At 38.9% G+C, this 14,323-nt stretch carries 17 protein-coding genes; 14 read left to right on the forward strand and 3 right to left on the reverse strand.

Features of this window, described 5'->3' with window-relative positions; translation table 11 throughout:
• The 14 genes from F3G69_RS09680 to F3G69_RS00710 form a co-directional block, all read left to right on the forward strand.
• Positions 1 to 1,075, forward strand: a 1,075-nt coding sequence (locus tag F3G69_RS09680; protein ID WP_508610270.1) for a Cj0814-related protein, incomplete at its 5' end; no start/stop codon positions are given.
• Between the two features lie 123 nt (positions 1,076 to 1,198).
• The gene (locus F3G69_RS00650; protein ID WP_107793581.1) at positions 1,199 to 1,807 is read left to right on the forward strand and encodes a hypothetical protein; all 609 of its coding nucleotides are present in this window, start codon (positions 1,199 to 1,201) and stop codon (positions 1,805 to 1,807) included.
• A complete protein-coding gene (locus F3G69_RS00655; protein ID WP_107793580.1) occupies positions 1,804 to 2,553 on the forward strand; it encodes an ABC transporter permease in 750 nt (249 codons plus the stop codon). The genes F3G69_RS00650 and F3G69_RS00655 overlap by 4 nt, the downstream gene beginning before the upstream one ends.
• Entirely contained in the window at positions 2,550 to 3,242 is a 693-nt protein-coding gene (locus tag F3G69_RS00660) for an ABC transporter ATP-binding protein (RefSeq protein WP_107793579.1), read from the forward strand. The genes F3G69_RS00655 and F3G69_RS00660 overlap by 4 nt, the downstream gene beginning before the upstream one ends.
• A 77-nt stretch (positions 3,243 to 3,319) precedes the next feature.
• On the forward strand, positions 3,320 to 4,237 hold the full coding sequence (locus F3G69_RS00665) for an NrtA/SsuA/CpmA family ABC transporter substrate-binding protein (protein WP_107793578.1): 918 nt from the start codon (positions 3,320 to 3,322) through the stop codon (positions 4,235 to 4,237).
• 208 nt (positions 4,238 to 4,445) lie between these two features.
• Positions 4,446 to 4,721 (forward strand): NifU family protein, encoded by a 276-nt coding sequence (locus tag F3G69_RS00670; protein ID WP_021091089.1) that lies wholly within the window; start codon positions 4,446 to 4,448, stop codon positions 4,719 to 4,721.
• Positions 4,708 to 5,262 (forward strand): histidine kinase, encoded by a 555-nt coding sequence (locus tag F3G69_RS00675; protein WP_107687355.1) that lies wholly within the window; start codon positions 4,708 to 4,710, stop codon positions 5,260 to 5,262. Before F3G69_RS00670 ends, F3G69_RS00675 begins: the two co-directional genes overlap by 14 nt.
• Entirely contained in the window at positions 5,240 to 6,523 is a 1,284-nt protein-coding gene (locus tag F3G69_RS00680; RefSeq protein WP_149714125.1) for a UDP-N-acetylmuramoyl-L-alanyl-D-glutamate--2,6-diaminopimelate ligase, read from the forward strand. Before F3G69_RS00675 ends, F3G69_RS00680 begins: the two co-directional genes overlap by 23 nt.
• Before the next feature lie 2 nt (positions 6,524 to 6,525).
• Positions 6,526 to 6,873: an aspartate 1-decarboxylase gene (gene panD / locus F3G69_RS00685; protein WP_002941539.1), complete on the forward strand. Its 348-nt coding sequence runs from the start codon at positions 6,526 to 6,528 to the stop codon at positions 6,871 to 6,873.
• A gap of 3 nt (positions 6,874 to 6,876) precedes the next feature.
• Positions 6,877 to 7,191: a YbaB/EbfC family nucleoid-associated protein gene (locus F3G69_RS00690; RefSeq protein WP_002941513.1), complete on the forward strand. Its 315-nt coding sequence runs from the start codon at positions 6,877 to 6,879 to the stop codon at positions 7,189 to 7,191.
• Complete coding sequence (locus tag F3G69_RS00695) at positions 7,188 to 8,297, forward strand: DUF7488 domain-containing protein (RefSeq protein ID WP_149714126.1); 1,110 nt, start codon at positions 7,188 to 7,190, stop codon at positions 8,295 to 8,297. The genes F3G69_RS00690 and F3G69_RS00695 overlap by 4 nt, the downstream gene beginning before the upstream one ends.
• Entirely contained in the window at positions 8,294 to 9,193 is a 900-nt protein-coding gene (locus F3G69_RS00700) for a polyprenyl synthetase family protein (protein ID WP_149714127.1), read from the forward strand. Before F3G69_RS00695 ends, F3G69_RS00700 begins: the two co-directional genes overlap by 4 nt.
• A 134-nt stretch (positions 9,194 to 9,327) precedes the next feature.
• Positions 9,328 to 11,238, forward strand: coding sequence for a transketolase (tkt, locus tag F3G69_RS00705; RefSeq protein ID WP_149714128.1), 1,911 nt, complete (start codon positions 9,328 to 9,330; stop codon positions 11,236 to 11,238).
• 57 nt (positions 11,239 to 11,295) lie between these two features.
• The gene (locus tag F3G69_RS00710) at positions 11,296 to 12,090 is read left to right on the forward strand and encodes an undecaprenyl-diphosphate phosphatase (protein ID WP_084109878.1); all 795 of its coding nucleotides are present in this window, start codon (positions 11,296 to 11,298) and stop codon (positions 12,088 to 12,090) included.
• A gap of 99 nt (positions 12,091 to 12,189) precedes the next feature.
• On the opposite strand, the gene F3G69_RS00715 is transcribed toward F3G69_RS00710, so the two are convergent.
• Genes F3G69_RS00715 through moaC form a run of 3 tightly spaced genes read right to left on the reverse strand, consistent with a single transcriptional unit; the run spans position 12,190 to position 14,156 of the window.
• Positions 12,190 to 13,428, reverse strand: coding sequence for a hypothetical protein (locus F3G69_RS00715; protein ID WP_103601053.1), 1,239 nt, complete (start codon positions 13,426 to 13,428; stop codon positions 12,190 to 12,192).
• 10 nt (positions 13,429 to 13,438) lie between these two features.
• Complete coding sequence (locus F3G69_RS00720; protein WP_103601054.1) at positions 13,439 to 13,705, reverse strand: HP0495 family protein; 267 nt, start codon at positions 13,703 to 13,705, stop codon at positions 13,439 to 13,441.
• Positions 13,680 to 14,156: a cyclic pyranopterin monophosphate synthase MoaC gene (gene moaC / locus F3G69_RS00725; RefSeq protein WP_180382178.1), complete on the reverse strand. Its 477-nt coding sequence runs from the start codon at positions 14,154 to 14,156 to the stop codon at positions 13,680 to 13,682. Before moaC ends, F3G69_RS00720 begins: the two co-directional genes overlap by 26 nt.
• Positions 14,157 to 14,323 lie beyond the last annotated feature (167 nt).

A 14,323-nucleotide genomic window follows, 5' to 3' on the forward strand; every position in this document is an offset into this window, starting at 1 on the left:
TTTTCAAGCAGAAGACGGCATACGAGATGTCTTAGGGTCTCGTGGGCTCGGAAATGTGTATAATAGACAGATGATAGGTAGTGTAAATGGAGTTGGGACAAATTTTTATATTGGCTCGCAAAGTAGTAGAGCGCAAGAGCTTGATACTAAAAATACTAAATCCAATATAGACAAAAATTCTTTAAATGATTTATCTAGCAGTTTGGTTGATGAACAAAAAAGTCATACTGATACTAGAGCTGGCTTAATAAATTTAAATGAAACAAATACGATAAAATTTCAAAAAAATAGCAAGAATCTAACATTTGTTAGCAATTTCTCACTCTCAGGCATGGCTGCTAATGGCAAGATAAGCATCTGGGGCAAGCTCATGGGATATGACAAACAAGTCAACCAAGATGAGATAAATGATCTCAAAAATTTTATCAATCAGACCAAAGCACTTGGCTTTGGCAGAGCTCACGAAGAGATCATAGGATATTATCCAACAGATGTCGATCTCTTTGCAAAAGAGTATACATCAAAACTTGATGGTAACACACTTCTTGGGCTTGGCCACAAGAGCCACGTGGAAGGGTTTGAGATACTTGATAAAGACCTAAGCATAGATGAGTTTAAAGATAAGTGGATTGATTATGCGCTTAGGCAGTATCTTGGCGAAAGAGTCGGTGTAGAAAGCATTACGATAGGTAAAAAGGCTATCTCCATGCTAACTAGTACAAATAAGCCTCCAGTTGAGTATCAAACTCTACAAAATATAAATTTCACTGATGAAGAGAGCAGACAGAGATTTCTTACACTTATGAAAGCTGGCATGAAGAGTGGGGCGGATTTTAAAGAGGTGGTAGAGGGCGTGCTCTCGCTTTATAATGTGCAAAATACAGACAAACTTGATGGCAACAAAGTCTATGCTTCAGTGATCGGACGAAGCGAGAAACTGGCTACTTACGACATCAACAAAGATGAGAAATTTGCCTATCTTAAGGAGCTAATGCAGCTTGAGAAAAACGGAGTTGATATACTAAAACTAATGGAAAAAGTGGAGCAAAAACATAAACTAGATATAAAAGTGTAGGCTAAGTTTAGCTTTTTGTACCGCCTATCTTTTATGATTTTAGTCATAAGAGGCTCTTTTTACTTGGTTTAAATTTTTAAATGATAGAATCTTGATTTCTATTATTAAAATTACGGAGAACTCGTGAGAAAGCTACTTTGGCTAAATCCCGTTGTAAAAAATATGTATGACTTCTCTGCGTTAAAAGAGCTCTTGCAAAATAAGGGCTTTAACATAGTAGAGTGCGAAAAAGATCATGTTAGCGATATCAAAAATTCATATAAAAATTTATGCTCTAAAGGCATGGTTTTAGACAGTCGCTGTCCAAGAGCTGTAAATTTTATAAGATCAAATTTCAAAGAATTTTCAAATAATATTTCAAGCTTAAATCCCATTTTAATTGAAAGCGCCATTGAGCTTAGCTCGAAGCTAAAAGAAGGCGAGTGGCTTTATATAACAACGCCTTGTGAGGACTTGGCTGAGCTTGGAAATTCTTTAAAATTAGAGCGAACTACATTTTTAACATGGAAAAATTTTAAAGAGCTAAACGACATAAATTTACAAATAAGCAAAATAGAATCAAGCCCGATCCCACCTGGATTTTTTGAAAATTTAGGCATAAAAACACTAAGCTTATGCAGTAAAGAAAAGATACAAAACGCATTTTCATATAAATTTAGCGAGCTTAAAAACTATCAGATCATCGAGCTTTTATACTGCGAAAACGGCTGTCACAATGGAGATGGGCTGTGATAGAAATTTTAAAAAAGAGCGTTTTGATCCTAGTGATCTTTGCTCTCTGGCAGGTCGTTTGTGAACTAGAAATTTTCACGCCCTATATCTTGCCGAGTCCTATTACGACACTTAAAACGATGTTTGATATGAGCTTAAGTGGCGAGCTAATAACGCATGTGATGATTAGCTTTAAGCGTATATTTATTGGTTATGCTTTTGCTTTTGTTTTGGCATTTGCTTTTGGTGGAGTGGCGGCGCTATTTCCAAAAGCTAGTATTTATTATGAGTGGATACTAGAGTTTTTTAGAAATGTTCCACCACTTAGCCTTATTGCTATTTTGGTACTTTGGTTTGGTATAAACGAAACACCAAAAATTATTATTATCATCCTAGCATCGTTTTTTCCAATGTTTTTAAGTATCCAAAAAGGGCTAACTAGTTGCGATGTGAAGCTTATTGAAGTTGGTAAAATTTTTTGTTTTAGCAAATTTGAAATTTTTTACAAAATCATCCTAAAAAATGCCATAAGGGATATCTTTGTCGGTATGCGCATAGGTTTTGGCTACGCGATGCGAGCGATTGTGGGAGCGGAGATGATTGCAGCTTCTAGCGGGCTAGGCTATCTCATACTTGACGCTGAGGAGCTTTCGCGTGCAGATAGGATATTTGTAGGCATTTTTACGATAGGAATTTGCGGTGTGCTTATAGATAGAGTATTTTTATTTTTGATATTTAAATTTAGCCTTTTACGAAGTGAAAAATGATAGAAATTTTAAATTTATCCAAGCATTTTTTTATTAATGGCAAGCGTATCGACGTTTTAAAAGAGCTAAATTTAAGCATAAAAAAAGATAAGATCACCGTTATACTTGGCAGAAGTGGTTGCGGTAAAACGACTCTTTTAAGGCTTGTTGCTGGACTTGAGAGCGTAAGTCTAGGCGAGATAAAATTTAAAGAGCAAGCAAAGATCGGTTTTGTATTTCAAGAGCCTAGGCTCATGCCTTTTTTAAATGTCTATGAAAATATCGTATTTGCGCTTAAAAAGCATGAGATAGACGAGGCAAAGATAGATAGGCTCATATCAATGATAGGGCTTAGTGAGTTTAAATTTGCCGCTGTTTCGCAGCTATCTGGCGGCATGAGTTCGCGCGTTTCGCTTGCAAGAGTGCTTGCGTACGAGGCAAATTTGATCCTTATGGATGAGCCATTTGCAGCACTTGATGCTTTTACGAGAGCCAGCATGCAGGCTGAAATTTTAAAGCTCCAAGCCGGCAAAACCATCATTTTTGTCACTCATAATGTCGATGAAGCCCTATATCTAGCAGACGAGATCATCTTGCTTGAAAAGGGCAGGATAAAATCAAACTACGACCTATCAAATTTAGCAAGGCCAAGAGATCTGTTAAGTGAGGAGCTAATAGCCGTAAAACGCAAAATTTTGAGCGAAATTTAGTATTTTGTAAAATGATAATTAAAACCAAAACGAAGCAAAAAGTTATATAATTTGGAAAAATTTTTAAAGGAGCAAATATGAGAAAGTTTTTTAAGATTTTGTGTGCAGCCTCTTTGCTTTGCCTAGTAGCAAACGCAAGTGAGCTAGATAAGATCGGCATGACCTACGTCAAATCGCCGCTAAACGTTCCCTCAATCGTCGATAAATTTAAAGGCTTTTATGCTAAATCTTTTGGCATGCCAGTCGAGTACTCCGAGATCACCTCAGGTGCGAAACAAACGCAAGCGCTTGCTTCAAACTCACTTCAGTTTTTAAACTGCGTGGGTGGAACTTCAGTCATACTTGCCGTGGCAAATAAAGCTGACATAAAGATCATAAGTGCATATTCAAGAGCACCTGAAGCTTTTGCGATATTTGCTAAAGATAAAGGCATAAAAACCGCTAAAGACTTAAAAGGTAAAAAAATAGCAGGGCCAAAAGGTACGATATTAAATGAGCTTTTGGTTAGGTATCTTGCTCTTGGTGGACTTGGTATAAATGACGTAGAGTTCGTTTCTATGGGTATCCCAGCTGCACAAGCTGCACTTGAAAATGGCAGTGTCGATGCAGCACTTCTTGCTGGACCAACTGCTTATAATGCTAAAAAATCAGGCCTAAATGTAGTCACAACAGGCGAGGGCGTCATCACTCCAGTCATCGTCACGGCAACAAGTGGAGAATTTTACAAAAAGCATAAATATCTAGTTGAAAAATTTAAAAAGGCTCAAGATGAAATTTTGGCTTTTATGAAAGCAAATGAGGAAGAGGCATTAAAATTTACAGCTGAAGAGACCGGGCTTAGCATAGAGGCGGTAAAGAGTATGTATCCGCAGTATGACTTTAGTCCAAAGATTACGGCTGATGATATAAAAGCACTTGAAGCTACGCAAGAATTTATGCTCGAGAGTAAGATGATCGAGCAAAAAGTAGATATAAAATCACTTCTAATAGATTAAACAAAAAGGGCAAAATTTGCCCTTTTATCCTAAAACTTATAATCAAAAATTTACTAAATTTTAGCTCAAATATTTAAAAACTAAAGCTGACTAGGCGTATCAAAAAGGTTTAAATTATAAAGCGAAATTAGCACTAAGCAAAAATATAGCCATTATTTTTTGCATTTTTATTTTGCTATAATAGCCCAAAAATTTAATAGGAAAAAATATGATCCCATTTAGCGATGAAGAACTTTTAAAACCAGTCAGTGCGAGTTTGCAAAAGGTATTACCGATGCTTGAAAATGATGGCGGTGGCATGGAGCTACTTGGCATAAAAAACGGCAAAATTTACGTAAGACTCACAGGACATTGTCATGGATGTGCAGCTAGCACAACTACACTAAAATATGGACTCGAAAGACAACTTCGTATGGATATTCACCCAGAGCTTGAGGTCGTAAATATCCCGATCGGCGAGGAATTTGACATTGATAGATTATAAAAAAATAGGCATTAAATACTTCAAACGTTCTAAATTTAAAGAAGCGATCTTTTACTTCTCTCTAGCTTACGAAAAGACACAGGATAAAAATTTACTATTTTTGATACAAATTTGCTCCCTTGGCGAGAAAAATGCAGAGGAAGCAAAACTTTTATTTGACTATTTTATGGATAAATTAAGAGCTGGCGAAGATGATGAAGGAATGGATGAAATTTTAAAAATTTTAGAATCAAGATTGGCTAGCGATGAGTATTTTGAAGAGCAAGACGCGATCAGCTACGAGGACTTTAAAAAGGCTGTTTATAAGGACGGGAGCTTCAAAAAGGTCTTTGAAAATATCATGTTCTCAACCAAGGTAATGATCTCAAACAAAGATGATTTTTTAGAATTTTTGGGAAATTTGATAAAAAATGACTTCATCGAAATGAGCATAAACTATCTTGAGAGTGCGGCGGTGATGTTTGGTGGTGATGAGCGTATAGATCAGCTTTTTAAAGAGATACAAAAAAGACAAAACGATGAAAATATCAGTAGAAAATAGCTTCATAACAGATGACTCAAACGAGTGCGAAAATGGCTCATTTTTCGTGCAAACTGCTGCAAACGCAAAATTTGTAGAGGTAGCGGTAAAAAATGGTGCAAAGATAATCAGCCTTGAAAAGTGTAAAAAGCTTTTAAAAATCGATGAAAGCTTAAAGATAGTTGGCATCACAGGTACAAATGGCAAGACCACAACGGCTGCTGCTATCTATGAGACTTTACGAAATTTAGGCAAAAAATGCGGACTAAGTGGTACGAGAGGGGCATTTATAGAGGGTGAGCAGATAGATGACAAGGCGCTTACGACGAGTGCTATTTTAAAGACGCTTTCTTACCTTAAAGCAGCTAGTGAGCAGGGCTGTGAGTACTTTGTGATGGAGGTTAGCTCACACGCAATCGCCCAAAAACGTATAGAGAGCTTGAAATTTGCTCTAAAAATTTTTACAAATTTGACTCAAGACCACCTCGACTACCATAAGAGCATGGAGGAGTATGCTAGAGTAAAATCAAGCTTTTTTGATGATGATTGCATGAAGCTTATAAATGCTGATGATAATGGCATTAAATTTAATCCAAAAAACGCTTATACGTATTCGCTCAAAAAGCCAGCCAGCTTTGCGCCGATAGTTTATGGGCTAAAGGACGGCATAGACGCGGTTATCAAGACACCAAATGGCGATGTGGAGATAGACTCAAGCTTGCAAGGCGAGTTTAATCTTTATAATCTAATTGCAGCACTCGGCGCTGTTTGCTTGCTGGAGCACCCAGATGCGACCGCGCTTTCAAGTGCAATAAGCAAATTTAAAGGAGTTAGTGGCAGGATGGAGGTCGTTAGCACCGATCCGCTTGTCATCGTGGACTTTGCTCATACGCCAGATGGCATAGAAAAGGTGCTAAACTCGCTTAGACATCTAAATTTGATAGCTGTCTTTGGCGCAGGCGGCGATAGAGATAGGACAAAGCGCCCTAAAATGGGAGCGATAGCTCAAAAATACGCAAGAATTTGCATCGTCACAAGTGACAATCCAAGAAGCGAAGAGCCAGAGAGCATAATTGATGAAATTTGCGCTGGCATGAGCCAAAATGAAAATTTGATACGAAACGCCAACCGCAAAGAGGCGATCGCGCTAGCCATTAGTAAGCTTGAGCCTGGCTGGGCGCTTGTCATACTTGGCAAAGGCGACGAGCCATATCAGGAGATAAATGGCGTCAAGCACCCATTTAGCGACAAAGAAGTAGTAAAAGAGCTTTTAAAGAGGTAAAAATGAATATAGAAATTTTAGCTAGCAAGATCCACAGAGCCGTCGTAACAGACGCAAATTTAAACTATGTTGGCTCGATCAGCATCGGCGAGGAGCTTATAAAAGCTGCAAATTTGATAGAAAATCAAAAGGTTGAAATTTTAGACGTAAATAATGGCGAGAGATTTGCCACCTACGTGATAAAGGGCAAAAAAGGCGAAATTTGCCTAAACGGCGCAGCTGCTAGAAAGGTCTGCGTGGGCGATGTGGTCATCATCGTGGCTTACGCTAGCATGAAATTTAAAAAGGCTAAGAAATTTAAGCCAACCATCGTGCACGTAAATAACAAAAACGAGATCATAAAGGAGTAGGCGATGTTTGAGGGATTTGACTTTTCAAAGATGGGGCAGATGCTCGAGGATGTGCAAAAGCAGGCCAAGCAGATGGAAGAAGAGAGCAAAAATAAAGAATTTGGTGCAAAAAGCGGTGGCGGGCTAGTGAGCGTGAGGGCAAACGGCAGTGGCGAGATACTTGATATCAGCATAGATGATAGCTTGCTTGAAGATAAAGAGAGTATGCAAATTTTGCTAATAAGCGCCGTAAATGACGTGCTAAAATCAGTTGAGGCCGATAAGAAAAACACCGCATCAAGGATGCTTGGCGGTCTTGCTTCGATGGGGATAAAATGAGACTAAAATATAAATTTGCCCTCGCTTTTTTGCTATCAGCGCTTTGCCTAAACGCCGATCCTAGGCCTACGCAAGAGGACTTTAACGCCTGCTTTGAAAAGAACAAAAACTCGATCGTCTCTGTAAATAAACACTTTGGTGTGGCTATCACTAAAAATTTAATCGCAGTGCCAAAAAGTGAAGGAGCTCCACTTGGCGAATATGTCAAATTTGACCCATATTTGCAGCTCTTTTTAGTCCGCTCTAGCAAGGAGCTAAGCCCTGTCGTGATGGCTGATGAGACCAACGAGGAGCGCATCAAAAAGAGCACTTGGGTTGGCATTTTAAATGACTCTAACAACACCGTCATGGGTCACATCAAGTCTTTGGGGCAAAATTTAGGCGATTTTGATACGCTAAGCTTCGAGTATAACGCGACTGGCGAGATAAACACACCTTGCTGCAAGATGATAGGCATAGCTGTTGGGGCTGATAAATTTATACCAAATCGCTATTTAAAACACTTTGTATCTTACGATGACGTATACTACGGCGATATCGGCGTAAAATTTTTACAAAAAGAGGATAAATTTTTTGTGGGTCTTGTCGATCCTTTGGGCCGTGGCAAGATGATGATGGTCGATGATGAGCTTGTGAGTGTAAATGGCATCAAGCCAAAGAGCTTAAGAGAGCTAAATGAGATGGTACTTTTTGCTCCAAAGGGCGCAAAGCTTGACATCATCGTGAAGCGCGATAAGCAAGAAATGCTCTTTCAGGTGCCAGTAAGTGGGGATGTGAAATTTAACCAAAGCCTCGATATAGACGCCCCTTCAAGCCTTGATATACCAAATTTTAACATCATGCCAAAAGAGCCACAAACAATGCTTGATGATAAGATTTTGGTGGATTATGGTATCACGGTGGATAAAAATTTAGTCGTTACAAAGGTCGAGCCAAAGTCAAATGCAGAAATTTTTGGCATCAAGATCGGTGATAAAATTTTGGGTTTTGATAAACAAAGCGTGAGTAGTCGTGAAGAGCTTTTAGAGAAGCTTGGTGAATTAAAAAATTTTACGCTTCTATTTACTAGAAATGACTTTCAGTTTTTTGCGAGAGTGCCAAAATGAGCCTACTTGAGGACTTTGTAAAATTTCTAAACGCAAATTTGCCAAAGGCGCCTAGCTTTCACCCTTATTATGAGGAGGCGCTTGGCGTTATGCTAAAGGCTGGAGGTAAGCACTTTAGGGCGCTTTTGCTTCTTGGCGTGGTAGAAAGCGTGGATAAAAGCCTCACGCAAAAGGCGATGAGGGTGGCTTTGGGGCTTGAGATGATGCACACTTATTCGCTCATTCATGATGATCTTCCTTCTATGGACGACGCAAGCCTAAGACGCGGCACGCCAACACTTCACGTAACCTACGACGAGACTACTGCAATACTTGCAGGAGACGCGTTAAATACGCATGCTTTTTATGAAATTTCACGTGCCGATTTACCAGCCGACACGCGTATAGAATGCGTGGAAATTTTAAGCCAAAATGCTGGAGTTAGCGGCATGGTGCTAGGCCAGGCACTGGATTGTTTTTTTGAAAATACGAACAAAGAGGACATCAAAAGTACAAAGGCTAAATTTGGCCTATCTGGCAAGATGCTAAGCCTAGATGAGTTAGTCTTTTTGCACATCCACAAAACTGCGAAGCTCATCGCCGCTAGCCTAAAAATGGGCGCTGTGATAGCAAATTTAAGCGAAATAGAGTGTGAGAAAATTTATGATATCGGCCTAAAGCTTGGCCTTGCTTTTCAGATACAAGACGACATCATCGATCTTACAAGCGACGAGGCAGCTGCTGGAAAGCCCGTGCACAACGACTTAGCCAAAAACTCATTTACAAATTTACTTGGCCTTGAGGGTGCTAAAAAGAAAAAAGACGAGCTTATTTGCGAGATAGAAGAGGCGTTAAAACAAATAAATGCTGGCATAGCAAAGATGATCTTAGAGCTTACAAATAAACACCTTAGATAAAAGCTAGAAATTTCTAGCTTTTTTACTACTAAAAATTTAAAAAATTTATATTACTATTTAGACATTTTCGACAAAAATGCAAGGCAAGTTTTAATCACTTTTTTGTATAATTTGGTGCAATAAAAGGAGATCATATGCTAAAAAAACAAGCCGATACTATAAGATTTTTGTGCGCTGACATGGTGCAAAACGCTAACAGCGGACACCCAGGTGCGCCTATGGGTCTAGCTGATATTATGGTGGTTTTAAGCAACTTTTTAAAACACAATCCAAAAAATCCAAAATGGCTAAACAGAGATAGGCTAGTTTTTAGTGGTGGTCACGCCTCAAGTTTGGTTTACAGCTTTTTACATCTAAGCGGCTACGATCTAAGCCTTGATGAGCTTAAAAATTTTCGCCAACTTGGCTCAAACACTCCAGGACACCCAGAAATTCATACTCCAGGCGTTGAGGTTGCTACTGGCCCACTCGGTCAAGGCGTAGCAAATGCAGTTGGCCTAGCCATGGCAGAAAAATACGCTGCAAACGTGCTAAATGAACCAGATAATAAAATAATAGATCATAAAATTTACTGTCTTTGTGGCGATGGCGACCTAGAAGAGGGCATAAGCTACGAGGCATGTTCAATCGCAGGAAATTTAAGACTAGACAACCTTGTGCTCATCTACGACTCAAACAACATTACGATCGAGGGCGACACAGCGATCGCATTTAGTGAGGACGTTAAAGCTAGGTTTGAGGCGCAGGGCTGGGAGGTCGCACGCATCGATGGACACGACTATGACCAGATCGAATTTGCACTTGAGCAAGCAAACGAGAAAGAGTCGCCATATCTCATCATCGCAAACACGCGCATAGCACGCGGCGCAATGGAGCTTGAGGGCTCACACCACAGCCACGGAGCACCACTTGGCGAAGAGATCATCAAAAAGGCAAAGGCCGCAGCTGGCTTTGACCCTGAGAGGAAATTTGCTATTGACGAGGACGTGCTTTTAAGATTTAGAGGTGCGGTAGAAAAGGGCGATTTGGAAGAGGCTATGTGGAACAAAAAGGTCGAGGCATTAAGCATTGAAGGCAAAAATTTATTAAACTCACTTCTTAATCCAGACTTTAGCAAGATCGAATTTCCAGACTTTAGCGACAAGAAGCTAGCCACAAGAGATACAAACCATGCCATTTTAAATGAAATAGCTAAAAAACTACCTGGCTTTATCGGTGGTAGTGCTGACCTTGCTCCGTCAAATAAGACTGAGCTAAAGGGTATGGGCGACTTCCCAAATGGCAAAAATATCCACTACGGCATCAGAGAGCACGCCATGGCAGCTATAAACAACGGTATCGCCAGATACGGCCTTTTCTTGCCATTTTCAGCAACATTTTTCATCTTTAGCGACTATCTAAAGCCAAGTGCAAGGATAGCAGCACTCATGGGCATCAAGCACTTTTTTGTCTTTACACACGATAGCATCGGTGTTGGCGAAGATGGTCCGACGCATCAGCCGATCGAGCAGCTTAGCACATTTAGAGCGATGCCAAATTTCTACACTTTCCGCCCAGCTGATGGCAACGAAAATGTGGCTAGTTGGCAAGTGGCTCTAAATTTAAATGCTCCAAGCGCATTTGTACTTAGTCGCCAAGGGCTTGAGCCACTTACTAAAGGCGAATTTGGCGATATTAGCAACGGCGCATATCTATTAAGCTCGGCAAAAGATGCGAAGATAACATTTATAGCAAGCGGTAGCGAGGTCTCACTCTGTGTAAAAGCAGCTGAAATTCTAGCTGAGCAAGGTATTGGCGCAAACATCGTGTCAGCACCTTGTTTTGACCTACTTTGCGAGCAGCCAGATGAATACGTGGCTAAAATTTTAGACAAAAATACAACCATCATCACAGTCGAAGCCGCAACTGGCCTTGAGTGGTATAAATTTGCCGACGCGGTTTATGGCATGAGCGGCTTTGGCGCCAGCGGAAAGGCGAATGAGCTATTTGATCACTTTGGATTTACTCCGCAAAAGCTTGCAAATTTTGCTAGCGAACTTATATAAATTTAATCTTGGGGAGTAAAATCCCCAACTGCAATCTAAAATCAAAAAAGGCATTTTATGGAAATTTCTCATGTTATTGTTTTGGCCTTGGTGCAAGGTATAAGCGAATTTTTGCCGATATCTAGCTCGGCTCATCTCATCTTGGTGCCAAAGCTACTTGGCTGGCCAGATCAAGGGCTTGCTTTTGACGTGGCAGTGCATGTTGGTACGCTAAGCGCGATACTTTTTTATTTTAAAGATACGATTTTTAAGCTACTTCGCGACTTTTTTACCTCGATAGCACAAAGAAAGATGGTGGGCGATAGCTTGCTTGTTTGGTGTGTCGGCTTTGCTACCATTCCAGTTGGGATCTTTGGGCTTTTATTTAACAACATTATCGAAGAGTACGCAAGAAGCGGCGTTGTGATCGCTATTACTACGATCGTCTTTGGCATAGCACTTTACTTTGCAGATCTTCGCTCGACAAATAAAAGCGAATATGAAATGACCATAAAATTTGCGCTTATTATCGGCCTTGCTCAAGCTGTGGCGCTCATTCCTGGCGTCTCAAGATCAGGCATAACGATGACGGCAGCCTTATTTTTAGGATTTAGCCACAAGGGAAGTGCGAATTTCTCATTTTTGATGTCGATCCCAGTCATTATCCTAGCTGGTGGGCTTGAGAGTATCAAGCTTATAAAAGACCCAAATGCTCTGCCATGGAGTGACATCGCCCTTGGTGTCATTATAAGTGCTGTTAGTGCTTATCTCTGCGTTAAGCTATTTATGGAGATCATCTCAAGAATCAGGATGCTTCCTTTTGTCATCTACCGCTTGATTTTAGGAGCATTTTTACTTTATCTATTTTTGTGATTTTAAAGCTTTAAAAAGTAAAAGCCAAGTGTGGAGAAATTTTCACACTTGGCAAGAATATGTAGTGCGAGCATCTTTCAGGAAAAATTTCTTGATAATTTAATCTTCTTTTTTATCTTTTTTAATAACATTTAACAGATCTTTTGCAGCTTGATAAGCCCTATCTCCAAATTTCTTGGCTTCTGATTTGATGTCAATTTGTTTGATGTCTTCAAATTTTTCATTGGCTTTTTTCTCAAGATTAGCGATCTCTTGTTTGATCTCTTCTATTTTGTCGTTTGTATCAAAATTTAGTTTTAGCTTTTTACTCTTGTCGTTTAGCTCTTGCTTTAAGGCTTCAAATTTATTATTTGCCTCACTCATAAGCTTTGCCATGCCGTTTGACTTTAACTCTTCTATCCTTGAAATAATCTGTTCTCTTGCTTGATCGCTAATGCGTTTAAATTTTGCTAGATTTGTATCTAGCTCGCTATTTATCACATTTTCGATCTCATTTCTTGCTACACCTTCAAATTCTTTTTCAAGTTCCCTAAGCAAGGCTATAAATTCTTCATCAATATTTTTTAAGTTTAGTAGCTGCGAGTTTAGCCTAAGCTCATCTGGAGCAAATTTCGCCTCATCTTTAAGCTTTTCTATGGCTCTTAAAATGCCATCTCTTGTGCCACTTATCGCTCCACTTATCAGCTCTTTTGCAAAGATATGACCCTCATCTGCTAAATTTGCCGCTGCTATGATGATGTTTTTTGAAATTTCAAGTATTCGCTCTTTACTAAACTCACCTCCAATTATCGCAACATAAGTCATATTTTTAGCTATAGCACCAGCTGTTTCCTCGACATCTTTTGCACCTTCAAGAGTTGTCAAAAATGCGATTTGAGCGCTCTCTTTTAAGATACCAAGAAGTCTTGTTTCTCTAATGATCGCATTGTTTAAAAGCTCTAAAATTTCCTCTTTTTCACTAAAATTTCTATCTTTTACGACTTCTTCAGCTGCTTCAAATGAAATTTTGAGCCTATTTTTTATCTCTTCTCGTTTTGCTTCTATTACACGATTTAGCTCATCTTTTTTATCAAGTAGCTCGTAAAGCGCCTTTTCTTCAGTACCGACAATGGCCTGATTTATCCCCTCCATGGCACTTTTTAGATTTTTTGCATTTATGAGATCTTCTTTATTCATTTTGTCATAAAGCTCATTCATTTTAGCCTTTAAAATTTCTGGCAAAGTATTTATATCTTTGTTTGCAGCATCCTGAAAGAAGTTATTGCAAAGAGCTTTTATGCTTATTAATAAGCCATCGCTGCTTTTATAATCATGTAAATTTTGTTCTAAACTGTTCATATCTTTTACCTTATAAAACGTATTTTGCTTCGTGTTTTAGTGCAGAAAATATCTCTAGCCTTTCTTCTTCGCTCAAAACTAGCACGGCTAAGTCATAGCTTGCGTACTTTTTATCTTTGCTAAATTTTGAAAAGACTAGCTTAAATTCTCTATCTTTTACTATCTCTTTTACCTTTTCTTCTACATTGACATCAGCATCAAATATTATTTTGTATTCCCAATACGTTGGGTAATCAATTTTTGCTTTTTTGTTATTTAGATCGCATATACTCGCCACTTTTTCCTCCTGTTTTACTCTCTAATACAATATTACTTATTTCCATGCTTTTATCTATAGCTTTTACCATATCATAAATGGTCAAAAGCCCCACGCTAACGCCAGTTAATGCCTCCATCTCAACGCCTGTTTTACCCTCTATTTTTACGCTCACATAAAGCTTAAAAGCGCAAATTTCAGGTAGCTCCTCGATATCACAATCCACACCTAAAATAGCTAGTGGATGGCACATCGGGATTAGCTCACTTGTCTTTTTTGCACCCATTATCGCAGCAACGACAGCTGTTTGGATGACTGGACCTTTTTTACCAGTATTTTCTTTGATCGCTCTAAAGGCCTCTTTGCTCATCTTGATGATCCCACTAGCAGTTGCTACTCTTTTTGTTGGATCTTTTGGGCTCACATCGACCATTTTTGGACGATCTTTCTCATCTAAATGCGTTAGCATTATCTCTCCTTTTTGGCGGATTATAGCCTATTTAAACAAATTTAAATTACCAATGTCTTTAAGCTAAAAATATATCAAATGTATAAAATTTAGCTTTTTACTTTAATACTAAAGATTTCTCATTGCTTAATATAATTATCTAATTTAAATAATTTTCTTAAGAAATAATT

It is taken from the genome of Campylobacter concisus (assembly GCF_902460625.1).
In the GTDB taxonomy this organism is placed as follows: Bacteria; Campylobacterota; Campylobacteria; order Campylobacterales; family Campylobacteraceae; genus Campylobacter_A; species Campylobacter_A concisus_AD.